The 23,546-nt window shown below is 64.2% G+C and carries 17 protein-coding genes and 1 pseudogene; 5 read left to right on the plus strand and 13 right to left on the minus strand.

The window, feature by feature from the left end; all coding sequences use genetic code 11:
* The 6 genes from P9217_RS00005 to P9217_RS00030 all read right to left on the minus strand — a co-directional run.
* Nucleotides 1-1,364: VCBS domain-containing protein (locus P9217_RS00005; RefSeq protein ID WP_278086918.1), on the minus strand; the 1,364-nt coding region annotated here is incomplete at its 3' end.
* Between the two features lie 460 nt (nucleotides 1,365-1,824).
* Nucleotides 1,825-2,676 carry a patatin-like phospholipase family protein gene (locus tag P9217_RS00010; protein WP_278056249.1) on the minus strand — a complete coding sequence of 284 codons (852 nt, stop codon included), beginning with the start codon at nucleotides 2,674-2,676 and terminating at the stop codon, nucleotides 1,825-1,827.
* A complete protein-coding gene (locus tag P9217_RS00015; protein ID WP_336618898.1) occupies nucleotides 2,673-4,049 on the minus strand; it encodes a pitrilysin family protein in 1,377 nt (458 codons plus the stop codon). The genes P9217_RS00010 and P9217_RS00015 overlap by 4 nt, the downstream gene beginning before the upstream one ends.
* 158 nt (nucleotides 4,050-4,207) lie before the next feature.
* A complete protein-coding gene (locus P9217_RS00020; RefSeq protein WP_066996668.1) occupies nucleotides 4,208-5,569 on the minus strand; it encodes a pitrilysin family protein in 1,362 nt (453 codons plus the stop codon).
* Between the two features lie 124 nt (nucleotides 5,570-5,693).
* Nucleotides 5,694-6,248, minus strand: coding sequence for a 16S rRNA (guanine(966)-N(2))-methyltransferase RsmD (rsmD, locus tag P9217_RS00025; RefSeq protein ID WP_067325125.1), 555 nt, complete (start codon nucleotides 6,246-6,248; stop codon nucleotides 5,694-5,696).
* Complete coding sequence (locus P9217_RS00030; protein WP_278086917.1) at nucleotides 6,229-8,307, minus strand: pseudouridine synthase; 2,079 nt, start codon at nucleotides 8,305-8,307, stop codon at nucleotides 6,229-6,231. The genes rsmD and P9217_RS00030 overlap by 20 nt, the downstream gene beginning before the upstream one ends.
* Nucleotides 8,308-8,489: 182 nt before the next feature.
* Between P9217_RS00030 and P9217_RS00035 the strand changes: the two genes are divergently transcribed.
* Entirely contained in the window at nucleotides 8,490-8,951 is a 462-nt protein-coding gene (locus tag P9217_RS00035; protein ID WP_066996659.1) for a nucleoside deaminase, read from the plus strand.
* A gap of 85 nt (nucleotides 8,952-9,036) precedes the next feature.
* Here the strand turns inward: P9217_RS00035 and P9217_RS00040 are convergent, their stop codons facing one another.
* The 5 genes from P9217_RS00040 to P9217_RS00060 all read right to left on the minus strand — a co-directional run bounded on the left by P9217_RS00040 (nucleotide 9,037) and on the right by P9217_RS00060 (nucleotide 15,918).
* Nucleotides 9,037-9,714, minus strand: a complete 678-nt coding sequence (locus tag P9217_RS00040; RefSeq protein ID WP_082953915.1) for a hypothetical protein — start codon at nucleotides 9,712-9,714, stop codon at nucleotides 9,037-9,039.
* Nucleotides 9,715-9,961: 247 nt separating this feature from the next.
* Nucleotides 9,962-12,946, minus strand: coding sequence for an isoleucine--tRNA ligase (gene ileS, locus P9217_RS00045; RefSeq protein WP_278086916.1), 2,985 nt, complete (start codon nucleotides 12,944-12,946; stop codon nucleotides 9,962-9,964).
* 252 nt (nucleotides 12,947-13,198) lie between these two features.
* On the minus strand, nucleotides 13,199-13,996 hold the full coding sequence (locus P9217_RS00050; protein ID WP_127246854.1) for a MipA/OmpV family protein: 798 nt from the start codon (nucleotides 13,994-13,996) through the stop codon (nucleotides 13,199-13,201).
* Nucleotides 13,997-14,131: 135 nt separating this feature from the next.
* Entirely contained in the window at nucleotides 14,132-14,344 is a 213-nt protein-coding gene (locus tag P9217_RS00055) for a hypothetical protein (RefSeq protein ID WP_066996644.1), read from the minus strand.
* Between the two features lie 23 nt (nucleotides 14,345-14,367).
* Entirely contained in the window at nucleotides 14,368-15,918 is a 1,551-nt protein-coding gene (locus P9217_RS00060; RefSeq protein ID WP_278086915.1) for an acid phosphatase, read from the minus strand.
* A 143-nt stretch (nucleotides 15,919-16,061) separates the two neighbouring features.
* On the opposite strand from P9217_RS00060, the gene P9217_RS00065 reads away from it, so the two are divergent.
* Nucleotides 16,062-16,616, plus strand: a complete 555-nt coding sequence (locus P9217_RS00065) for an HdeD family acid-resistance protein (RefSeq protein WP_278086914.1) — start codon at nucleotides 16,062-16,064, stop codon at nucleotides 16,614-16,616.
* Between the two features lie 186 nt (nucleotides 16,617-16,802).
* Here P9217_RS00065 and P9217_RS00070 read toward each other — a convergent pair whose 3' ends face one another.
* Together P9217_RS00070 and P9217_RS00075 are read right to left on the minus strand one after the other, a co-directional pair.
* Nucleotides 16,803-17,786, minus strand: coding sequence for a bifunctional riboflavin kinase/FAD synthetase (locus tag P9217_RS00070; protein WP_127324025.1), 984 nt, complete (start codon nucleotides 17,784-17,786; stop codon nucleotides 16,803-16,805).
* 47 nt (nucleotides 17,787-17,833) lie between these two features.
* A complete protein-coding gene (locus P9217_RS00075; protein WP_278086913.1) occupies nucleotides 17,834-18,694 on the minus strand; it encodes a TIGR01459 family HAD-type hydrolase in 861 nt (286 codons plus the stop codon).
* 298 nt (nucleotides 18,695-18,992) lie between these two features.
* Here P9217_RS00075 and P9217_RS00080 point away from each other — a divergent pair, with 298 nt between their 5' ends.
* The 3 genes and pseudogenes from P9217_RS00080 (at nucleotide 18,993) to P9217_RS00090 (ending at nucleotide 23,482) form a co-directional block, all read left to right on the plus strand.
* A complete protein-coding gene (locus P9217_RS00080; RefSeq protein WP_278086912.1) occupies nucleotides 18,993-20,954 on the plus strand; it encodes a pilus assembly protein in 1,962 nt (653 codons plus the stop codon).
* Nucleotides 20,955-20,979: 25 nt separating this feature from the next.
* Nucleotides 20,980-22,953, plus strand: a pseudogene (locus P9217_RS00085) (pilus assembly protein).
* 100 nt (nucleotides 22,954-23,053) lie between these two features.
* Complete coding sequence (locus tag P9217_RS00090) at nucleotides 23,054-23,482, plus strand: nuclear transport factor 2 family protein (RefSeq protein WP_067325104.1); 429 nt, start codon at nucleotides 23,054-23,056, stop codon at nucleotides 23,480-23,482.
* Nucleotides 23,483-23,546: the final 64 nt, after the last annotated feature.

Genomic DNA, 23,546 nt, shown 5'->3' on the forward strand with positions numbered 1-23,546 from the left:
GCCGCCGTGTCGGCTTCGGTCACCGACTTGGAGTCCGAGCTCACCGTCGCCGCGTCGTTGGTGCCGGTGATGGTCACGGTTACGACCTGCGTTGCCGCCGAGCCATGGCCGTCGTTGACCGTTACGGTGTAATGCTCGACCACGCTCTGGCCGGCAGCGAGATACTGCGAAGCCCCATTGTTGAGGGCGTAGTGCCATTGCACCGAGCCGTTGGCGGCGTTCGCGGCTTCACTGACAGGGTCAAGCGAGAAGGTGCCGAGCGCAGTCTCACCGGCGGTCGGCGTGAACGACGCAGTGTGGCCATCGCTGAGGTCGACGTCGTTGAAGGTGATCGTGCCGGCGGCGTTGAGCGAGTCAGTCGCCGAAGGTGTCGTGTTGGCATCCTCAACGACCGCACCGTTCTGTGCGCCGCTGGTGATCGAGACAATGTCATTCGTTCCAGTGATGGTGATGGTAAGCTGCGCTGTATCCGTGAGCCCATGCGGGTCACGGACGGTGTATGTAAACACCTCGGTGACTGTGACCCCGTCCGCCAGCGCGTTCGTGTCCACATCACCGTTGTTGAGCGTGTAGGTATAAGTTCCGTTCGCATTCAAGGTCAGTGAGCCATAGGTGCCCACCAACGGAGATCCGACGGTCCCGCCATTTCCAGATCCGGATTCCGGACCTGTCCGGACCGCCGAGACAACCAAGGACGGCTGGCCATCGTCCGCATCCGTATCATTGGACAGCACGTTGCCCGCGGCTGTGGGATCGCCCGCTACAGGTGTATTTCCCGGGCCGACACCGGCCTCGCGCACCGGATCCGCGGCGTTGGTGTCGTCAATTCCGACAGGTGAGCCTGGGTCCCGGGCGACGAAAACCTGCTCGATCGCGGAGACTTTCAAATTGATGCTGGTGAAGGTGAATTCTGCCTGCCCCGCCTGGCCGGTATTGGTGTTCGAATTTGCGGTGATAAAAGCGCGAAACTGAGCGATCTCGCTGTTAAGCGTCGCCATAAACGAGGAGTTGTTGAGCTGGTCATTGCTCAGGTAGATGAAAAGCGTATCGATCTCGGCGGTGCCTTTGGCAGCGCTTCCGTTGCCGCCATCATAGACATCGTAGCCGGAAAAGGTGGTTTGCCCGGTCGTTGTGCCCGTGCCGTAAACCTGGCCGCCAATCTTGTACTGATTTTCCCACGCTCGATAAATGAGCTTATCCGCGCCGGAGCCGCCAAGCACTGTATCGAAACCGCTGCCTCCGTCGAGCGTGTCGGCGCCAGACCCGCCATTCAGACGGTCGCTTCCGGCGCCCCCGGACAGAATGTCATCTCCGCTGCCGCCAACCAGATTGTCGTTGCTGCTCGTGCCAACGGTTGTGGCCATCTTTCATCCCCCTGGCAGACGCGCTCCGCGCCTGCTCGTTGGCCGTCGGAGACGGCTGACTACCCCATGCCGAATGGATCGGCGCCCAGTCTTACGGGGAGAGGATCAGAATGTGCCATGCAACCAGGCGCAACCCGACGGTCCGGCCCGTGAACGGCCAGCCCAAAAGGCGATTCACAGACAGGTGGTGGCTCGATGGTGATGGCTACGACGGCGATGATCGCCGCGTTGCTTTTCCCCTACCCCAGTAGCGCCGTACTCGTTGTTGCCGGTCGGGAGGTAATTCGCGCTACCCTATATATTAGGATATTATTAACTCTACCGCAGCGCGCGTCAATGTCGAATTCGAAGAAGAGTTAATGACAAAATGCGTACTTGTACGCACAGGGTGGATAAAACTGCATCGCACGGGCAAATAGAAATTCGTCTTCCACGTAGCGGATCAGGCCTGTCCCACCGCTCACACCGCCTTGCCGAGCTTGCCGTCGCGCTCGGCGACCGCCTTCTCGACGGCGCGCTTCAGCTCGTCCTTGATCTCGACGGTGTCGGCCATCAGCGTCTCGATCTTCAGGAAATCGAGCACGCGGTATTTCGAGACGGCCGGGCGGATAAGAATATCCGGCGGGTGCTGCCGCAGCTTGTTGGCGATGATCGACTGCATCATCAGCTGCGTGGCGCCATACATGAGGTCGACCGTGGTCGGATGCTTGCGTTCGACGTCGCTCGGCGCCCCGACCACGTCGATGGCGATGATGATGTCGGCATCCTTCTCGACCAGGTCGAACGGCACCGGGTTGTAGATGCCGCCATCGATCAGCAATCGGTCGTCGCGCATCACCGGGCGGAACACCGCCGGAATGGCGGCCGAGGCCGCCAGCGCCGATTGCAAATCGCCCTGCGAGAACACCGCGAGCTTGTGGCCGAAATAGTCGGTCGCCGTCACCTTGAGCGGAATCTTCAGCTCTTCGAAGGTCGCCGGAATGGCGTCAGGCAGGAAGGCCTTCAGGATGCGCTCGATATTGAACTGGCCGACGCGGATGCCGCCCTGCATGGCCTCGGCGATCGTGCCCGGCCGCGAGCGCCACATGCGCGCGGCCACCTCGGCGCGGCTGCCGAGGATCAAGCGGCTGTACTCGTGGATCTCCGCCCCTCGCATGCCGGCGGCCATGCCGGCGCCCATGATGGCGCCGATCGAGGAGCCGGCGATCGCCACCGGTTTGATCCCTAGCTCGTCCAACGCCTCGATGGCGTGAATGTGCGCCAGCCCGCGCGCGCCGCCGCCGCCGAAGGCAACCGCGAAGGTCGGGCTCATCCCTTGCGGGCTCCCGCCACCTGCACCAGCGGCGGTCCGATCACCATTATCGCCGGGTCGGCCGACAGAAGCTTCCTTGCCGCCGCCTTGACGTCTGCAAGCGTCACCGCATCGATCAGCGCGGCGCGGCGCCTGATGTAGTCGATGCCGAGATCGTCGAGCTGCAGCTCGACCAGCGTCGCGGCAATGGAACTGGAGGAGTCGAGATTGTTGATGGCGTAGGCGCCGATCATGTATTTCTTGGTCGCCGCGAGCTCCTCCTCGGTCGGGCCGTTCTCGGCCATCTCCTTCACCACCTGACGCACAATGGCGAGCGTCTCGGCGGCGCGGTCGGAACGCGTCGCCGTCGTGACCAGCAGCGCGTTGGAATGCTCGTGATCGACGAGATCGGAGCTGACGCTATAGGCAAGGCCGCGCTTCTCGCGCACCTCCTCGTAAAGCCGCGACGTGAAAGTCGAGCCGCCGAGGATCTCGTTCATCAGCACGGCCGCGTAAAAATCGGGATCGCTCCGTTTGACGCCGGGCCAGGCAAGCTGCAGCGAGGTCTGCGGCAGATCGTAGTTCACTTCCAGCTGCTGGCCGAGCTTCAGCGACACGTCCGCCACCTGGGCCAGCGTCTGCGTCTGCGACAGGTCGCCGAACACCTCGTCCAGCTTGCCGGAGAGCGTGGCGGCGTCGATGTCGCCCACCACCGCCACATGCAGGCCGGCGCGCGCGAAACTCGCTTTGCGAAAGGCCTTGAGGTCGGCGGCCGTTATGGTGGCCAGGCTCTCCTTCGTCCCCTCATCCGGCCGCGCATAGGGATGCTTGCCATAGATCGCGCGCAGCCAGCGCTGCTGGGCGATCGTGTTGGGGTCGCGCTCATTGGCGAGAATGCCCGAAAGCATCTGGGCGCGGATGCGGTCGATCGGCGCCTGGTCGAAGCGCGGGCTGTTCACCGCCAGCTTCAGCAGGCCGAACGCCTCGTCCTTTTGATCGGACAGCATGCGCATCGAGCCATAAAGGCCGTCGCGTGCAGCCTGAAAACTCATCTCGGCGCCGGCGTCGTCCAGCTTCGACTGGAAGGCCTCGCTGTCGAGGTCGCCGGCGCCCTCGTCGAACAGGCCGCTCATCAGATTGACCAGACCTTCCTTGCCGGCAGGGTCCTGCGCGGTGCCGCCGTCGAAGACGAAGCGGATGGCAACCAGCGGGATCGAATGGTCTTCCACCAGCCAGGCGGTGATGCCTTTCTTCGACTTCACCTCCTGGATGTTCATCTCCGCGTGGGCGGCCAGCGCCGGCAAGAGCAGGAAGAATAGGGCAAAGCAGAGGGTTGCGACGATACGGTAGACCCCACCTTCTCCCTTTGTGGGAGAAGCTGGATCGGCGCACAGCGCCGAGACGGAGGAGCATATCGCCCAGCTGGGGCGCCCCTCATCCGGCCGCTTCGCGTCCACCGCCCGGGGGCGAGCCACGGGTCGCGCCCCGTCCTTCGGACCCCACAAGGGGAGAAGGGAAGAAGCGCCCATTCGTCCGCGTTCCATGCTCATCATCAATTCCCCGCCTGTTGTTGCGGCAGGAGATAGCCGGTCGTCGAGCGGTCGAGCACCAGGTAGCGGGCGGCCGCGGCCTTGACCTCTGCGGCAGTGACCTTGCGGATGCGGTCGGGCCATTCCTCGACATCCTTCACGTTGCCGCCGGTGGCGAGCGTCGAGCCGTACATATTGGCCATGTCGTCCTGCTTGTCGCGAGCAAAGACCATCGAACGGACATAGCGGGTCTTGGCCCGCTCCAGCTCGTCACCGGTCACGCCGTCCTTGGCAATGCGCGCGACCTCGGCATCGACCGCCGCTTCGACATCGGAAAGCTTGGCGTCGCCGCGCGGCGAGCCATAGACGGTGAAGTTGGTGGCGTCGAGCATGGTGCCCTGAAAGAACGCGCCGGTCCCGGAGGCGATGCCCTGCTTCACCACCAGCTGCTGGTAGAGGCGGCTGCGGTTGTCGCCGCCCAGGATTTCGGCCAGGAGATCGAGCGCCTCCGCCTCGCCGGGCTTGGCGGTGTGATAGGACGGCACCACCCATTGCGTGGAAAAGCTCGGCACCGAGACGCGCGCATCGGTCAGCGTCACGGTGCGCTTGGTGTTCTGCTCCGGCTCGACCGGGCGGATGCGCGGCCGCAGGTCCGGCCCGCGCGCCACCTTTCCGTAAGTCCTTTCGGCCATTGCCTTCACCGCGTCCGGATCGACGTCGCCGGCGACGATCACCACGGCGTTGTTCGGCCGGTAGAAGGTGTCGTAGAACGCCTTGGCATCCTCGCGGTTCAATTGCTCCATCTCCTGCATCCAGCCGATCACCGGAATGCGGTAGGGCTGGTTCTGCCAGAGCGTCGCGTCGACCTCCTCGTCCAGCACTGCCTGCGGATCGTTGTCGATGCGCGAGCGGCGCTCTTCCAGGATAACGTCGCGCTCGGTCTTGATGACATCGTCGGTGAGGACGAGGTTGCGCATGCGGTCGGCCTCGAACCCCATCATCTCCTCGAGCGCCGAAGGCGGCACCGTCTCATGGAAGGCGGTGTAGTCGTAGGAGGTGAAGGCGTTGTTCGAGCCGCCGATGTCGGCCACGGCGCGGTCGAACTCGCCGGCTGCGTGGTTGCTCGTAGCCTTGAACATCAGATGCTCAAAGAAATGCGCGATGCCGGATTTGCCGGGCGGCTCGTCGGCGCTGCCGATCTTGTACCATACCATATGAGTGACGATCGGGGCGCGATGGTCCGGAATGACGACGACTTCCAGGCCGTTCTCGAGCAGGAAATCCTTGACCGCGGCTTCGTCGGCGGCGCGTGCCGGAGCCTGCGCCGCGAACGCCAGCGCGCCGGCAAGGAATGCTGCGCGCAGGCCTCTGGTGTTCAATGTCATCAAATGCTCCGGTTTCGGTCGCGCGACGATAGAAAAGGTTCCATGGCGAGGCAAAGTGATTTGTTCGTCATTTTCGAGGCGCGTGCGTCATTTCCTTTCCCTTGCGGGAGAAGGGACGTGCCCCTCACCCCACCTCGACAAACCGGATCACCGTGTCGCCATAGCCGCGCTCGTCCACCACGGAAAAACCGGCGCCCGGTTCGAACGGCGCGGACGCCGCCTCCTCGACCACGCAGAGCGCGCCGGGCAGGAGCCAGCCGCCGGCTTTTGCCGAGCGCAGCGCGCGCTCGCCGAGGCCCTTGCCATAGGGCGGGTCGGCAAAGACCAGGCCGAAGGGCGACAGCGTGCCGGCTTCGCCCAAATGGGTCGCGTCGCGGCGGAAGATTTTGGTCCGCCCGGTGAGCCCGAAGGCCTCGACATTGTCGCGGATCAGCCCGCGCCCTTCCGCCGATTCCTCGATGAAGACGCAGTAGGGGGCGCCGCGCGACAGCGCCTCCAGCCCGAGCGCGCCGGTGCCGGCGAAGAGATCGAGCACACGGCCGCCTTCGAGCTTTTCGGCATAGCGATGCGCAAGCACGTTGAACACCGCCTCGCGGGTGCGATCGGTGGTCGGACGGATGGCATTGGAACGCGGCGTCGCCAGCGGACGCCCGCGAAACTCACCGCCGACGATCCGCATTGCCACCCCTCGGCCCCTTCGGACCGCGCGGCCTGTCGCCGCCGCTTCCCTCCGGCCGATCGTCTCTTGGCTTGCCGAACGGCGTGCCCTTGCCGCCCGGCCTGAACGACGCCTTCCGCGCCTTCGCTTCCGCGGCCTTCGCGGCGTCGGCCTCCGCCCTGCCCTTGCCGATGGGACGCGCGCCCGGCGCCATCCAGACATTGGCCTTGCGCTGGCCGGGCGGTTCGATCGGCCGCGGTTCGCCTTTCTTGCCGCCGGCCTTGCCGCCGAAGCCGCGCTCGGACTTACCGAAGCCGCGCTCGGATTTGTCGAAGCCAGACTTGTCGAAGCGAGACTGGGGACCGCGTTCGCCGAAGGCTCGCTCGGGCTTCGTCGAAAGCTTGCTCAGCGCCTCGTCGCGGCTGCCCTCACGGCGCTTGCGGGCCTTGATCAGCCCGCCCTCGCCGATCGGCCGGCGGTCGCCCTCGCGCGTGAATTTCGGCCGCTCGTCCTCATCGCGGCGCGGCTCGCTGCGTCGCACCGGCTTGTTGGAGAACGGTTTTTGGATCTCGGCGTCGAAATTGGCGCCGGACTCTTCAACCAGCCGCTCGCCGAGCTGCTCGCGCAGCGTGCGGCCCTTGATTTCCAGCACGTGGCCCTCGGGCAGCTCGTTGAGCTGGAACGGCCCGTAGGAGATGCGGATCAGCCGCGTCACCTCCAGCCCCAACGCGCCGAGGATGTTCTTGACCTCGCGGTTCTTGCCTTCGCGCAGGCCGATCGTCAGCCAGGCATTGCTGCCCTGCTCGCGGTCGAGCGAGGCCTCGACCGAGCCGTAGAAGACGCCGTCGACGGCAATGCCGTCGCGCAGGGCGGTGAGCTTGCTCTCCTCGACCTTGCCGTGGACGCGCACGCGATAGCGCCGCAGCCATCCGGTGGCCGGCAGTTCGAGCACCCGCGACAGCCCGCCGTCATTGGTCAGCAGCAGCAGCCCTTCGGTGTTGATGTCGAGGCGGCCCACGGTCATCAGCCGCGGCAGATCGGCCGGCAGCACGTCGAAGACGGTCTTGCGGCCTTCGGGATCGCGGTTGGTGGTGACCACGCCTGCCGGCTTGTGGAACAGGAACAGCCTTGTGCGCTCGATCGGCGGGATCTCCGTGCCGTCGAGATGGATGACGTCGTCGGGCATGACGTTGAGGGCCGGCGACGACAGCACCTTGCCGTTGACCTTGACGCGGCCGGCGGCGATGAGTTCCTCGGCGTCGCGGCGCGAGGCGATGCCGGCGCGCGCCAGCCGCTTGGCGATGCGCTCGCCGGCCTCCGGCGCTGCTTCTGAGGGCCGCGGGCGCGGCTTGAAGCCGCCTTCCGGCTTTCTCGCGGCGCTGTCGCGCGGCGCTCGATCGGCGAAATCCCGCTTCGGGCGCTGCGCGAAGTCGCCTCCGTCTTCGCGCTGCGGCCGGTCGGCCAAGTCGCGCTTGGGCCGATCGCCGAAATCCCGCTTAGGCCGATCGCCGAAGTCGCGCTTGGGGCGATCGAAGCGCCGTTCGGCGCGTTCGCCTTCGGCGGCCATCGGCCGGTCGCCGCGCGGCGTGTAGGGCTTGCGCCCTTCGCGCTTGTCGAAGGGTTTGCCGTCGCGCGGCGGACCTTTGCGGAACGGTCGTTCGCCACGCTCTCCACCTTCGCCCCCGTCACGAGGCTTGTAGCTGCGTTTGAAATCGCGGCGCTCGCCTTCCGCGGCCGCTGGCCGATCGCCACGTGGCGTATAGGGCTTGCGGGCGCCATCGCGTTTTTCGAACGGCTTTCCCTCGGGGCGCGGTCCTTTGCGGAACGCTCGTTCTCCGCGTTCCGCGCCCTCGACGGCGCGCGGCTTGTAGCTGCGCTTGAAATCGCGCGCGGGGCGCTCGCCATCGGCGGCCATCGGCCTGTCGTCACGCTGCGTGTAAGGCTTGCGCGCGCCATCGCGCTTCTCGAAGGGCTTGCCCTGCGAACGCGCTCCCTGGCGGAACGGCTTGTCGCCGCGCGGCGTCGGTTTCGATCCGCCTTTGCCCGGCCCTTTGCGTGATGATTTCTTGTCGTCGTCCATATGGATCTTGCTCTTCTTGGACTGCCGCGGCGTACGCGCCCGGTCGGACGCGTTATGCAGGGCAGTGTCATCTTGATTTGCGCATGCAGCAGCGCGGCAAAAACCGATTCCGGTTTTCAGGGTCACGCGCTAGATAACAGGATCACCGTCGGGTGGCGAGGAGTAATCGGAATGCAAAGCGCGTGAAGCGGCCGGATTTCATGGCTTTGGCGCTCAAGGAAGCCGAAGCGGCCGCAAGCCGGGGCGAAGTGCCGGTCGGCGCGGTGATCGCCAACGGCAACATTGTCGTGGCCAAGGCCGGCAACCGCACGCGCGAGCTGGCCGATCCGACTGCGCATGCCGAAATGCTGGCGATCCGCGAAGCCTGCCGGCAACTCGCCAGCGAGCGGCTTACCGGTCACGATCTCTATGTGACGCTCGAGCCCTGCGCCATGTGCGCCGGCGCCATTTCGTTCGCGAGACTCCGCCGGCTCTATTTCGGCGCGGCCGACGAGAAGGGCGGTGCGGTGGTCAACGGCGTGCGCTTCTTCGCCTCGCCCACCTGCCACCACGCGCCGGACGTCTATTCCGGCTTGGGCGAAAGCGAAGCGGCCCTCATCCTGAAGGAGTTCTTTCGCGAGAGGCGGAATGGCAGTGAATGGTGAGTGGTTGACGCAAGCAGTGAGTAGCAAAGAAGCAGGTCGTGAGTAGTGAGCAACAGAGACCTATTCGTAACTCGCTATTCGCCACTTACAGCCCCAGCCAGTCGAACCAGCCGCCGCCCTTCTTGCCTTCCGCCTGCGCCTTGAGCCGGCGCTCCTTCTTGTACTCGTCCTCGCCGAGCTCGTTTTGCGGCGCGGTGTCGGCGGCCTGACGATAGGCAAGCGGCGGCTCGCTCAAATACTTGCGGACATTGGGATTGCCCTGCTTCTGCTCCGCGAGGCGGCGCTGGATCTCGGCGGTTCGGGTCGCGCTGGAATCGTCCGGCGACCAGCGCGGCGGATGGCTGGATGCAGAATCGGCCAAAGCCTTCTTCACCGCCACCGGGTCGGTCTGAACGTCCTCGACCGCTTCCGGCTGGTAGTTCGGGTCGTTCTGGTGGGCGGTCGCGTCGGCGCGAATGCGGGCGCGGCGCGCCTCGGGCGATTCGGGCCAGTCGGCGCTCGCCGTCTGGATGCTTTCCTGCGGTGGCGGCAGAGTTTCCTTCTGTCCCGGCGCAGGCTTCACCAGGTCCGGGCGCGGCTTATAGTCGATAGGATCGCGGCGCTTCGGCGTGATCGCGATGGCGCCCGAAACGTCGTCGGCGAGTTGCTCGGCGGCGGTCTTGTCGGTTCCGTAGGTCGGAGAGCCGACGCAGCCCGACATGGCTATGGCCGATGCCACAAGCGGCGCCAGCAGCGCGGCGCGCGCAAACGTTCTTTCGGTCATGCCAAAAAGTCCCACTTTAAAGCCTTTCGGTCGCCACCGGCCACAGGGGCGCGGTCCCCTTCTTCCCCGCGTTTGCGATGGAAATCCGGCGACAATTTGTCTGCCGGAGTGTCGCGTGTTTACCTCAACCACTTGTCAAGGGCAACGCGCGGGCGAATTTGCGCCGCCCGGCGTGGCACTTTTGCACTTATTTCATGGGTGCATATCGTTAGCCCAAAACCGCTGCGCACTCTTGGGCGACATGCACCTACAAACGCCCGAGCGCCCTCAGTTCACGCAGCACGGCAGCATCGCGGGCCGAGACATCGTGAAATTCCGGATCCTGCCCGACATCGGCCGTGTAGCGCCAGGAGCGCGCGCATTTGACCAGACCGCGATCCTGGGCCTTCTCGACGACGACCGCGACGCCCTTGACGTCATCCAGCGTGAAAGCGCCTTGCGGCGCCTTGCCATGGCTGATGACCAGATCGCTGGTGATCGCCATCTCGGCCATGTCGACATCGGCGATGGCTGCTTCCAGCGCCGCATCGTCGATGGTGACCACCGGCACGGCTTCCAGCGAGGAGCCGATCAGTTTATCGGCGCGCGCGATCTCAAGCGCGCCGGTGACGACGCGGCGCACCTGCCGGACCTTGCGCCATTTCTCGGCCAGCGCCTCGTTCCTCCAGTTATCCGGAATGGCCGGGAACTGGTCGAGATGCACCGAGGCGGCTTCGGGGTGACGGTCGAGCCAGGCCTCTTCCATCGTGAAAGGCAGCATCGGTGCCAGCCACTTCACCAGGCATTCGAAGAGATGGCGCACGACCTGCACTGCCGCCTTGCGGCGCAAGCTGGACGGCGCGTCGCAGTAGAGCGCGTCCTTGCGGATGTCGAAATAGAAGGCCGAAAGCTCCACCACCATGAAGTCGAGCAGCGCGCGGGTGATGCGCTTGAACTCGAAGGCGTCGTAGCCCTGGCGCACCGCCTCGTCGAGTTCGGACAGCCGGTGCAGCATCAGCCGCTCCAGCTCCGGCATCTTGTCCAGCGGCACGTCCTCGCCATCGTCATGGGCGAGCGTGCCCAGCATCCAGCGAATGGTGTTCCTCAGCTTGCGGTAGGCGTCGATATTGGTCTGCAGCACGTTCTTGCCGAGCCGCTGGTCTTCCCAGTAGTCGGTCGTCACCACCCAGAGCCGCAGGATATCGGCGCCGGACTGTTTTATCACGTCCTGCGGCACGACCGTGTTGCCGAGCGACTTCGACATCTTGCGGCCTTCCTCGTCCATGGTGAAGCCATGGGTGATGACCGTCTCGTAAGGCGCCCTGCCCCTCGTCCCGCAGCTTTCGAGCAGCGAGGAGTGGAACCAGCCGCGATGCTGGTCGGAGCCTTCGAGATAGACGTCGGCCGGCCATTTGAGGTCGGGCCGATCCTCCAGCGTGAAGACATGCGTCGAGCCGGAATCGAACCAGACGTCGAGGATGTCCGTCACCTGGTGCCATTTCGAGGCGTCGTGGTTGCCGAGGAAGCGCTCCTTGGCGCCCGGCGCGAACCATGCGTCGGCGCCCTCCTGCTCGAAGGCGTCCATGATGCGCTGGTTCACCGCCTCGTCCTTCAGCACATTGCCGTCGGCATCGGCGAAGACGGCGATCGGCACGCCCCAGGCACGCTGGCGCGACAGCACCCAGTCGGGGCGCTCCTCGATCATGGCGCGGATGCGGTTCTGGCCGGCCGCCGGCACGAAGCGCGTGTCGTCGATCGCCTGCAGCGCGCGGCTGCGCAGCGTCGTGCCGTCGCCGAGGTCCTTGTCCATATAGACGAACCATTGCGGCGTGTTGCGGAAGATGACGGGCTTCTTCGAGCGCCAGGAATGCGGATAGCTGTGCTTCAGCCGGCCGCGCGCGAACAGCGCGTTGCGCTTGATCAGTTCCTCGATCACCGCCTGGTTCGCGTTCCCCTTCTTGCCGTTGTCGTCGATGACGCGCGCGGGGCCGCCCTCGCGGTCCGGGCCGAAGCCCGGCGCGTCCTTGGTGAAGAAGCCGGCATCGTCGACCGGGAACGGGATCGAGGTGTCGACGCCGCGCTTGATGAGTTCGGCCACCGCATCCATCCAGGCATCGAAGTCCTCGCGGCCGTGGCTGGGCGCGGTGTGCACGAAGCCGGTGCCGGCATCGTCGGTGACGTGCTCGCCGGCGATCATCGGCACGGGGAACTCGTAGCCGCCGCCCAGTCCTCTGAAAGGATGCGAAAGCGTAAGACTTGCAAGCTGTTCAGGGGAGACGTTGTGAAGCCGGTTCAAGGTGACCTTGGCTTTGGAAGCGGCGTCCTCCGCCAGCGCGTCGGCGAAGATCAGCTTCTCGCCGGGCTGCGGCCCGAAGCTGTTCTCGGCCGCGGTCACTTCGTAGAGGCCATAGGCGATGCGCGGCGAAAAGCTGACAGCGCGATTGCCGGGCAGCGTCCAGGGCGTCGTCGTCCAGATGACGACATGCGCCTCCAGCAGGTCGAGTGCCGTCCCATTCAGCGCCGGCGCGGCATCGGCGGCATCGACCGGCCGGGCAAGGCTCGCCACCGGGAACTTCGCCCAGATCGTGTCGCTCTCATAGTCCTGGTATTCGACCTCGGCCTCGGCGAGCGCGGTGCGCTCGACCACGCTCCACATCACCGGCTTCGAGCCGCGATAGAGCTGGCCGGATATGGCGAATTTCAAAAGCTCGCCGGCAATCCGCGCTTCGGCGTGATAGGCCATGGTCGTATAGGGATTGTCGAAATCTCCGATGACGCCGAGCCGCTGGAACTCGTCGCCCTGCACATTGATCCAATGGGCGGCGAAATCGCGGCATTCCCTGCGGAACTCGTTGACCGGCACCTCGTCCTTGTTCTTGCCCTTGGCCCGGTACTGTTCCTCGATCTTCCACTCGATCGGCAGGCCATGGCAGTCCCAGCCAGGCACGTAATTGGCGTCGTAGCCGCGCATCTGGAAGGAGCGGTTGATGACGTCCTTGAGGATCTTGTTGAGGGCGTGGCCGATATGGATGTTGCCATTGGCATAGGGCGGCCCGTCATGCAGCACGAATTTCTCTCGGCCGGCGGCTTCATCGCGCAGCTTGCGGTAAAGCTCCATGTCCTGCCAGCGCCTGACCAGGCCGGGCTCCTTCTCGGGCAGGCCGGCGCGCATCGGGAAATTGGTCTGCGGCAGGTAAAGCGTTTTGGAATAGTCGATGGTTTCAGCAGTATCGGTCACGGGGGTGTCGGTCATTGGTCTGCCATGTGCATTGCCCGTTGGCAAAAGAGCTCGGGCGTTGAACTATCATCATCTGGAAAAAGCGCGAGGGGGCCGCGCGCAAAAGTCCCGGCGGCTCCGGCGGCGCTCAGGCCACCCGGAACACCGGGCCCGTAATTCGTATCGCGATCGCAAAAAGGCGCGAAAAGCTCGTCATGGCGTGGCTTTTAGCGGATGCCGCGGCAGGAATAAAGCGCGGATTTCAAGCCAAAGCGCCTGTATTTTGACTTACATCGAGAAATTGAAACGGTAGGTGGTCGACACGCCAACGGTCCACTGATCGCGGTCGCCGCGCTCCTTGACCAGACTGGAATCGGCCGCCGGCCCCATCAGGCGGGAATATTCGGTGAAGACGCTGGCCGTCATCGGCTCGGTCACTTTCCAGGTGATCGCGCCGCCGAGCCCGGTCGACTTCAGCCCGCCGCCCGGATGGTATTCGCTGAGGCCCGAGGCCGCAGCTTCCGTGGCGTTGACGCCGTAATAGGCGTCGAAATAACCGGCCGAGGCGAAGGAGACACGGGGGCCGCCGGAAATGCGGACGATCGGGGTGACGTCGTAGAAGGCGTCCGCCGCGATGTCGGCGACGAAGCCGTTATGGGCGCGGATGCCGTGTCTGAGCTCCGCCCGAGCCCGTACCCAATCCAGCGGATAGAATTCGAAGAAGCCGCCGACCTCGCCGCCCCAGCGCACCGGGTCGAGGCCTTGCAATTCGTCCTTGCTGGAACGCGAGAACAGGAACTTGCCGGTCAAGCCGGCGCGCACGCTGCCGTCGTCGATCAGCGCCAGCGAGATGTTGTCGTTGCGCGAGGTGAAACGCGCTTCCGGCCCTGCCTTGCCGAGCGAGATGATGGGCTGGGCGCTCAGCATATATTTCTTGCCGCCCTCGAAATTCGGGGCAACGAGACCGGTGGCGCCGAGCGTCAGGTACCAGTCGCCGGAAATCCAGCTCCCCTCGCCGGCCTGGGCAGAGGTGACGGCCATCAGGCCAGAGGCAAGAACCAGCGGAATCGTCCCGACAATACGCATCGTCAACCCTTACGCGAAACAGGCCGGCAGGAACACCGGGCAGCGCAGAAGGCATGGCGTCAGTGCGGTAAATTTTGACTTAAGATCCGTAACAGAGACGGCGCGGACCGCCAGCATGGAGATCGGCCGCCCGGCTCAGCTGCCGCGCGGCGCGTGCGACATGTCCAGCAGCTTGGCCACGGCCTTCGAGCCCTTCCCCGCGACGCGTGCCGATCCGTCGTCACCCACCTCAACGGTGGCGCCGCTGGAGAAGCTAAGCGACCAACCATCACCTTTGGCGTTGCGGCGCCGGTCGGTGAGCTCGATGCCGGCAGCCGTGACCAGCGCGACGATCCGGTCGGCGTCCATGTTGGTCCTCCGAAAACGCGCCCTCAATTCAGGTCAAGCCCGCCGGTAAGATCGCCGAGCGGCGGCTCGCCATGCGCGGCTACGGCCTTGTCGCGAACCACGATGCCGTGCAGGACCGGCAATTCGAAACGCTCGGTGATGAAGCGCAGGATCGACGTCGTGTCATAAGGGGTATGATCGACATAGCCGTGCTTGGCGAAGGGCGAAATGATGATCGCGGGAATGCGCGTGCCCGGTCCCCAGCGGTCGCCCTTGGGCGGTGCGACGTGATCCCAGATGCCGCCGTTCTCATCATAGGTGACGACGACCAGCATGTGCGGCCATTGCGGGCTCTTTTCCAGATGAGCCACGACATCGGCGATATGGCGGTCGCCGGCCTGGATGTCGGCATAGCCGGAGTGCTCGTTGAGATTGCCCTGCGGCTTATAGAAAGAGACCTGCGGCAGGGCGCCGTCATCGATGGCCTGGATGAAGCTCGCGCCAGCCAACCCGGCGTCGCGCAGATGTTCGCGCCTGGCCTCGGTGCCCGGAGCGTAATTGGCGTAATAGTTGAACGGCTGATGATGATATTGGAAGTTCGGGATCGGTGTTTTGTTGCCGTGGTCGAGCGTGTACTGCCAGGCTCCGGAATACCACGCCCAGTTTATGTGCTTGAGGCTGAGCATGTCGCCGATAGTCGGTTCCGTCTGCGGCGGCAGCGTGGTGGGCTTGCTAGGATCCGCGAGCAGCCGATCGCCGCCGGGCGCCGGATCGTTGCCGCTCGGCTGGTATGGCGGCTGCATGGTGTTCACCGCGTAGAAATCCGGCGTCAGGTTGCCGTCGGAGACGAATTTCGGGATCCCGTCGCGCGCCGATTTCGGCGAATTGTCGGCGATCTTCAGCGCTGTGCCGCTGGCGTCCGTCACCGCGATCGACGGCTTGGCCGGGCTCTTGTCGGCATTCGCGTAGTACGGCGCGCAGGCGCAGATCAGCCACTGGTGATTGAAGAAGGAGCCGCCGAAGCCGCCCATGAAGAAATGGTCGGCGAGCACGTATTTTTGCGCAATGGCCCACATATCGGTCTTGGAGGCGTCCCAGTTGCTCATCGGCATGGCGCCTGAATCGGCCCAGGCGACGAACATGTCGTTCTTGCCTCCGTTGATCTGCATCTGGTTCTGGTAAAAGCGATGCCACAGATCATGCGTCACGACGCTGAGCGGCACGTTGAACCCTTTCGGGTCGTTCACCGTGAACGGTTCGTTCGGAAGATGCTCGGTCATTGCCTGCGTCACCGGCGGCGTGACGCCCTTGGCGGTCAGCCCGTCCCAGACCGGCGGCAGCTCTGACAGGACCGAGCCGTCACGGTCGCGCTGCTGCAAGCTTTCCTTGCTCGCCTTGTCGATGCCCTCGGCACCCGGAAAATGGCCATAGAGATTATCGAAGGCGCGGTTCTCGGCGAAGATGACGACCACCGTCTCTATCTTGGCGATGCCGTCCGGCGGATCGCCGGGCTGCGCCGCGAAGGCGGGAGGCGAAGCGACAGTGGACAGGGCGAGAGCCGAGGAAAACAGGGCGAGCCCATAGGATCGCTTCATCGCCGTACCTCCATTGCGCAAAGTCAAATGACACCAGCTTCGGTGCATCTTGGCAATAGCCACCGCGCTGGACGGGTGATCACATCGGGATTACCTTCCTTCAACCGCAGGATGCGCGGCGAACTCTGCAGGGAGACGAAGCCATGAGCTTGCAAGGCAATACCCTGGAAGACGCGATCGGACGCACGCGCGACAAATGGGGATGGTTCGTGGCGCTCGGCGTGCTGCTGCTGATTTTCGGCGGCATCGCCTTCGGCAATCTCTTCATCGCCACCGTCGCTTCGGTCTATGTCGTCGGCTGGCTGATGCTGATGGCGGGCGTCATCGAGATCATCCATGCTTTCGGCGTCAAGACCTGGGGGCGCTTCTTCTACTGGTTGCTCAGTGGCCTGCTCTATGCCGTCGCCGGCTTTTTCGCCTTCTACAACCCGCTGCTCGCCTCGGCGGTGCTGACGTTTCTGCTCGCCGTCGCCCTCATTGCTTCCGGGCTGCTGAGGGCCTGGGTCGCCTGGAACCACCGGCCGCAGCAAGGCTGGGGATGGCTGCTGGCAGCCGCGATCATCACCATCCTGCTTGGCCTGATCATCGCCATGGGCTGGCCGGTCAACAGCCTGTGGGCGCTCGGCATGTTCCTGGCCGTCGACCTGGTCTTCCAAGGCTGGAGCTTCATTGCCACCGGGCTGGCGCTCAAGCGGTAGGTTACTCGACCTTCGCGATCGGCCGAAGCCTGCCCAACATCGTCATCCCAGGCGAAGCAGAAGCTCCGTCGCGAAGACCCTGGGATGACGACATGAGAGGGCGTTTCGCCAATCGCCAAGGTTTGCAATCTGCTAGCCGGACGCAGGCGCTTTGACGCTTCTCTTCGCCACCGCGCCTTCCAGACCTCAGAAACAGATGGCGGCGTCCAGCTCCGATAGCGGACGCACACCTGCGAGCAGCGCCCTCGCCTCGGCCTCGTCGCGCTTCATCTGCGCGACCAGCGCATCGAGCCCATCGAATTTGAGCTCGGGGCGCAGATAGCCGAAGAACGACACCTGGCAGATCTCGCCGTAGAGATCGCCGGAGAAGTCGAAGACATAGGTTTCGAGCAGCGGCGCGCCGTTATCGTCGACGGTCGGCCGGCGGCCGAAGCTGGCGACGCCGTCATGGAGCGTGCCATCGGCGCGGCGCAAGCGGACGGCGTAAATGCCTTCCTTCAGAGTGGCTTCCGGCGAAAGCTTCATATTGGCGGTCGGAAAGCCAAGCGTGCGGCCGAGCTGCTGGCCGGCGATCACCTCGCTCTCGACGGTGAAGCGATAGCCGAGCAGGCCGGCTGCTTCCCCGACCTTGCCTTCGCAAAGCAGGGCGCGGATGCGGCTGGACGAGACGACCTCGGCACCTTCGTCGCGGAAGGCGTCGACCAGCGTGACGCCGAAGCCGTGGCGCTCGCCGGCCGCCATCAGGAAAGCCGGGCCGCCCTGGCGGTCCTTGCCGAAGTGGAAGTCGAAACCGGTGACGGCATGGCTGACGCCCAGCCTGATTTCCAGCACATCGGTCACGAATGCCTCGGCCGAGAGCGAGGCGAAGTCGCGCGTGAACGGCTGCTCGACGAGGGCGGCAAAGCCGAGCCTGGCCAGGAGCCGCGCCTTCATCGGCGGCGGCGTCAGCACGAAGAGCGGCACGTCCGGCCTGAACACCTTGCGCGGGTGCGGCTCGAAGGTGAGCACCAGGGCCGGCACGCGGCGGCGGCCGGCTTCGGCCAGCGCCCGTTCCAGCACCGACAGATGGCCGCGGTGGACGCCGTCGAAATTGCCGATCGCCACGACGCCGCCGCGCAGATGCCCGGGCAACGGCGTGACCGCCGAAATGCGTTGGAAATCGTGCGTCATGTCGACCTGCGTGATGTCGGGGCGCCCGTCATGGTCCGGCTTCCCGCCTATTGCAGCCGCGGGATGACGGCGACCGGGCGATAACCGTGCGTCGTGAGGAAATCCGCCAGCCTTTCGGGATCCGGCCGCAGCGGGTCGCCATAGTCGCGCGCATGAATCCCGCCCGAGACATAGAGCACGTCGAACCCGTTGTCGGCGGCACCCTTGACGTCGGTCATCATGCCATCGCCGATGGCGAGAACCTGTTTGCGCTCGGCCGCGTGGCCGAGCAGCCCGGCGACCTCCTTCATGGCGAGGTTGTAGATCGGCGCGAAAGGCTTGCCGGCGATCAGCGTGCGGCCGCCAAGCTGCGCGTAGTCGCGCGCCAGCGCGCCGGCACACCAGATGGTGCGCTCGCCGCGCTCGACCAGGATGTCGGGGTTGGCGCAGATGAAGGGCAGGTTGCGGGCACGCAGCCGCTGCAGCAGTTCCGCGTATTCGGCGGGCTTCTCCACCTCGTCGTCATAGAACCCGGTGCAGACGACGCCGGAGGCTTCGAATTCCTCCACGAGTTCGACGTCCAAGCCGTCATAGAGGGTGAAGTCGCGCTCGGGCCCGATGTGGAAGATCTTCCTCGGACCCTCGGCGATCAAGTCGCGCGTGACGTCGCCCGAGGTGACGACACGGTCGTAGGCTTCAGCCGGAACGCCGATCGCATGCATCTGCGCAACGACGTCGGCGCTGCGCCGCGGCGAATTGGTGATCAGCACCACCGGCACTTTTGCCGCGCGCGCCCGGGCAAGCGCCTCCGCGGCGACGGGGAAGTGCCATTCGCCATTGTGCACCACGCCCCACACGTCGCACAGGATGGCCGCGTAGTTTTCCGTCAGATCGGTGAGCGAAGCGATGATGTTTGGCGAGTCCGCCATGCCGTTATCCTGAGACTGGTCTAGGCAAAGCCGCGACAGCCATCCTTTTGGTTCGGAGGCCGCCACGGCCGGTCCCGCATAACCGAAGCGCTCCATCCTGTCACCAGCTTTCGCCATCGCCGCCGGGACGAGCCGCGACCACGCCCGTTCGGAAGCGCAGGGTTAACACGCCGTCAAAATGGCGGTGCGTGCTTGAACGTTTCGGGCAAGCTGAAATTTAAGGATCTATGACCATGGTAGCACCGAACTAGGACCATGGTCGTATACCGGTATGGGTCTTTTGCGGGGGCTGAGCGCAATGATCGGCAGATTTATAGGCGACAAGCGGGGCAACTACGCCCTGTTGACAGTCATCACGATGGTGCCGCTGATGGGTGCCGTGGCACTGGCCGTCGATTTTACGGAAATGGTTAGAGAGAAGCAGGAGACGCTCAACGCCCTAGATGCTGCTGGGGTCGCGACAGCGCAACAGATCGTCAGCGGAGCGAGCGACGCGGACGCGAAGGCCTACGCCAAGCAGTTCTTCGAGGCCAATCTCAGGCACGTGCTTCCGGCCAACACGACGCTGACCGTCACGCTGCCCAACAACAATGCCGGCGGCGGCACCCTGGTCCTGGAGGCGTCCCTCAAATATCACCCCTATTTCCTGCCGGCGGCGGCGATGCTGCTCGGCGGGACTGCGGGCGACCACGTAGTCAATGTTTCGGCGAGGTCGGAAATCCGACTTAAGAACACGCTGGAAGTGGCGCTCGTGCTGGATAATTCCGGATCGATGTCGACCCTGGGCTCGGGAACCGGGCAGAAGCGTATTGACCTGCTAAAAGCCGCCGCCAAGCAGTTGGTCGACACGCTGGCGCTGCAGGCCCAGCAGATGAAGCAGATCTCCAAGCCAGTGCAGTTCTCGCTGGTTCCGTTCTCTGCCTCGGTCAATGTCGGGCCGACGCATGACGGCGACAGCTGGATGGATCAAGATGGTATCTCCCCGGTCCAGCACGAGAATTTCGACTGGACGACGATGAGCGCCGCCAACGATCCGAACAAGTACGCCGAGAAGGTCAATGGCGCCTGGTACAAACGCGGTGACGGTTGGGGCGATACCAAGGGTGAGCCCCTGACCCGCTTCAGCCTTTATGCCGACATGACCGTGGAATCGGGTCGCGAAGAGGTGCCGAACTCAAAGCAGTACATCTGCGACGCGTACAACAAAAAGGGCAAATGCACCGACGGACATTGGACTGACCCGCAATATGTCTACACTACCAGCCGCTATGCGAGTTGGCAGGGGTGCGTCGAAGCGAGGCCTTATCCCTACAACGACGACGACACGACGCCGACCACGTCCAATCCTGCGACGCTCTTTGTGCCCATGTTCGCTCCGGACGAGCCCGGCACGCTGTGGCGCGACTTCAACCGCGACGGCACGAATGATGTCAGCAGCTTGAGCTACGGCTACGAGAACAATTGGTGGGCAGACTGGCCTTATTCATTAAACCCAACCGCGGTTCAGCGGCAATCGGACATGCGGAAGTACTTTCTGGTGAAGCCTTACGGTTCGACTTCGGCCGGTGCCGGTGACGGCCCGAACGCAGCCTGCACCACCAGTCCAATCACGCCCCTCAAGGACGTCACGGTGAGTGCGCAGAAGCAGCAACTGACTGACGCCATCAATGCTATGGCGCCAACTGGCAATACGAACGTACCCGAGGGGCTCGCCTGGGGCTGGCGGACAGTCTCAAGCAACGAGCCCTTCACCGAAGGTCGGCCAAACAACGAAAAGGGCAACGACAAGGTCGTAATCGTGCTGACCGACGGCGCCAATACCTACAGCGCGATCAGCGACGCCAGTTACGCCAACAACCGTTCCACCTATGCGGCCTATGGCTATACAGGCAAAGTCAACTCCGCACTGGCAAGCGTCACGCGCCTGTTCATGAATACGAGCACCGCGGTGCCTAAGACCACCTATACGGACGGCAACTACACCGCCGCGCTTGACGAACAGATGCAGACGCTGTGCGCCAACGCCAAGGCGGCCGGGATCATGGTGATGACGGTCTCGCTCGACCTGGTCGACACCAAGGCGGACGAGAAGAAGGCGATGGCTGCGCTGAAGGCTTGCGCTTCCGACTCCCGCTTCCGCAGGGACCCGGCCGACCCGAGCAAGCCCGCGAAGCTATTCTGGAACTCGACCGGCGCCACGCTTTCGGACGACTTCAAGGCGATCGGCAACGAATTGTCGAACCTGCGCATCGTCAGCTGATCCGAAAGAGAACCGCTTGCCGAAGATGCGCGAATTCTGGCTTCGCTTTTGCCGCGACCGGCGCGGCAACTATGCCCTGATGACGGCGATCGCCATGGTGCCGCTGATGGGCGCCCTCGCACTCGCGGTCGACTTCACCGAACTCAACCGTCAGAAACAGAAGGTGCTCAACGCGCTCGATGCGGCGAATTTTGCCGCCGCGAGGCGGTTGGCGGAGGGCGCCACCGACGACCAGATCAAGGCCTATGCGGTCGACTTCTTCAACGCCAACCTCAACACCATCGACCCCGCGGACGTAGCGCTCAACATCACCCTGCCCACCAGCCAGGCCGGCGGCGGCTTGCTGACAATGAGCGCCACGCTTACCTACCATCCCTATTTCTATCCGGCTTCGGCAATGCTCGTCGGCGTCGACTAAGTCGACGCGAAAAAGCCCGTTGAGCTCGAGATGAAGTCACAGGTGCGCTTGAAGAACACACTGGAAGTGGCGATGGTGCTCGACAATTCGGGCTCGATGTCGACGAAAGGATCCGGCACGGGGCAGAAGCGCATCGACCTGCTCAAACAGGCCGCCAAGCAGTTGGTCGACACGCTTGCGCAGCAGGCGGCGCAGATCAAGCAGATCGACAAGCCGGTCCAGTTCAGCCTGGTGCCCTTCGCGGCTTCGGTCAATGTCGGGCCGGACAACGACAACGCCTCCTGGATGGATGTCTACGGGCTGTCGCCGATCGCCAACGAGAATTTCGACTGGTCGACACTCAACGCCGCCGACAAGAACGCCCAGAAGATCAACGGCATCTGGTACAAGAACGGCACCGGCTGGGGAACCGAGGAAGGCCAGGCACTGACCCGCTTTTCGCTCTATCGCGACATGAAGGTGGTCACCAGCCACGAGCGCATCGTCGGCAGCAAGCGCGTCGTCTGCGACGAATACCGGTCCAACAACACCTGCAAGCGAAGCCACAACGAATACGACTACAACGACACCTACGGCCCGTTCGCGAGCTGGCAGGGCTGCGTCGAAGTGCGTCCCTACCCTTACAATGTCGACGATACGCCTGCGTCCGGCGGGCCGAACAACACCGGCATCGGGGTCGGCGACCCGGCGACCATGTTCGTGCCGATGTTCGCGCCCGACGAACCCGGCAACCACTGGAAGGTGACGCAGGATCCCGACGAGCCGAACCCCGCGACCTACGGCGCCGCCAACAGCTGGTGGAACGACGATCCGTCGAGCACCACCGGCAAGACGCGCCAATCCAACATGGCCAAATATTTCATGCCGCGGCCGATCAATGCGCCGGTGCTGGCAACGGGCGCCGGTCCCAACTATAGCTGCACCACGACGCCGGTCACGCCGCTCACCGACGTCACCACTGCGGACGGGCTGGCGGCCATCAAGGCGGCTGTCGACCTGATGCAGCCCAACGGCAACACCAACGTGCCGGAAGGCATGGCCTGGGGCTGGCGCACCGTTTCCAGCGGGGCGCCGTTCACCGAAGGGCGGCCGGAGACCGAACGCGGCAACGACAAGGTCGTCATCGTGCTTACCGACGGCGAGAACACCTATTCGACGGTGAACTCCGATCCGGCCGGCAACAAATCGACCTATGCCGCCTACGGCTATACCGGCGTCGGCTACAAAGGCACCTCGGTCACCCGCCTGTTCGGCGGCACCTCCAGCGACATCGGCCAGTTCAACTATTCCTCGGGCAACTACACCAACGCGCTCAACGAGCAGATGGCCAAGCTCTGCGACCACGCCAAGGCGGCCAACATCATGGTGATGACGGTTGCGCTCGACATGTCCGCGACCGACGCCGGCGACAAGCAGGCGATGGACGCTCTGAAGACCTGCTCATCCGACTCCCGCTTCCGCAAGGATCCCGCCGACCCCAGCAAGCCCGCCAAGCTTTTCTGGAATGCAACCGGCGCGACGCTGTCCGACAATTTCAAGGAGATTGCGAACGAGCTATCGAATTTGCGCGTGGTGGGGTAAGGGACATAAACTAACACCGGCGCGCCAAGAAGCGAAAAGGCAGGATCAGGGGCTTGATTTCAGATAGTATTCTCTTTCCCCTTCATCGGAGGATGCTGAGATGCTGTCAGACCTCGCGAAACTGATCGAGCAGGATCATTTAGCCCTGGATGCCTTCGTCAAGGGCAATCCCGAACCATTGAAAAGTCTCTTCTCACAACGGGATGACGTCGTCATCGCCAATCCATTCGGCCCGCCGGCAAAAGGATGGAAGAAGGCTGCCGAAACGATGGACCGTGCCGCTACCAACTACCGAGACGGAGAGATTATCGGCTTCGACCGAATTTCCGAGTACGCAACGACGGATTTGGGTTACATCATCGAGATCGAGCGGGTCCGATCCAAGGTCGGCGGCAGCGACAAGCTTGTTCCGATCTCACTTCGAACCACCACTATATTTCGGCGGGAGAAAGGCGCGTGGAAGATCGTCCTTCGTCATGCCGATCCTATAACCTCGCCTCGTCCGGCAGCCTCGATCGTCGGTGAGTAGAAAGGCTGCCAAAGCCTGCGGCACTGCCCGCCCTGGCGCAACGAACGGCGCCGGCAAGTCCCTT

The organism is Mesorhizobium sp. WSM4989, from assembly GCF_029625795.1.
Lineage (GTDB): Bacteria > Pseudomonadota > Alphaproteobacteria > Rhizobiales > Rhizobiaceae > Mesorhizobium.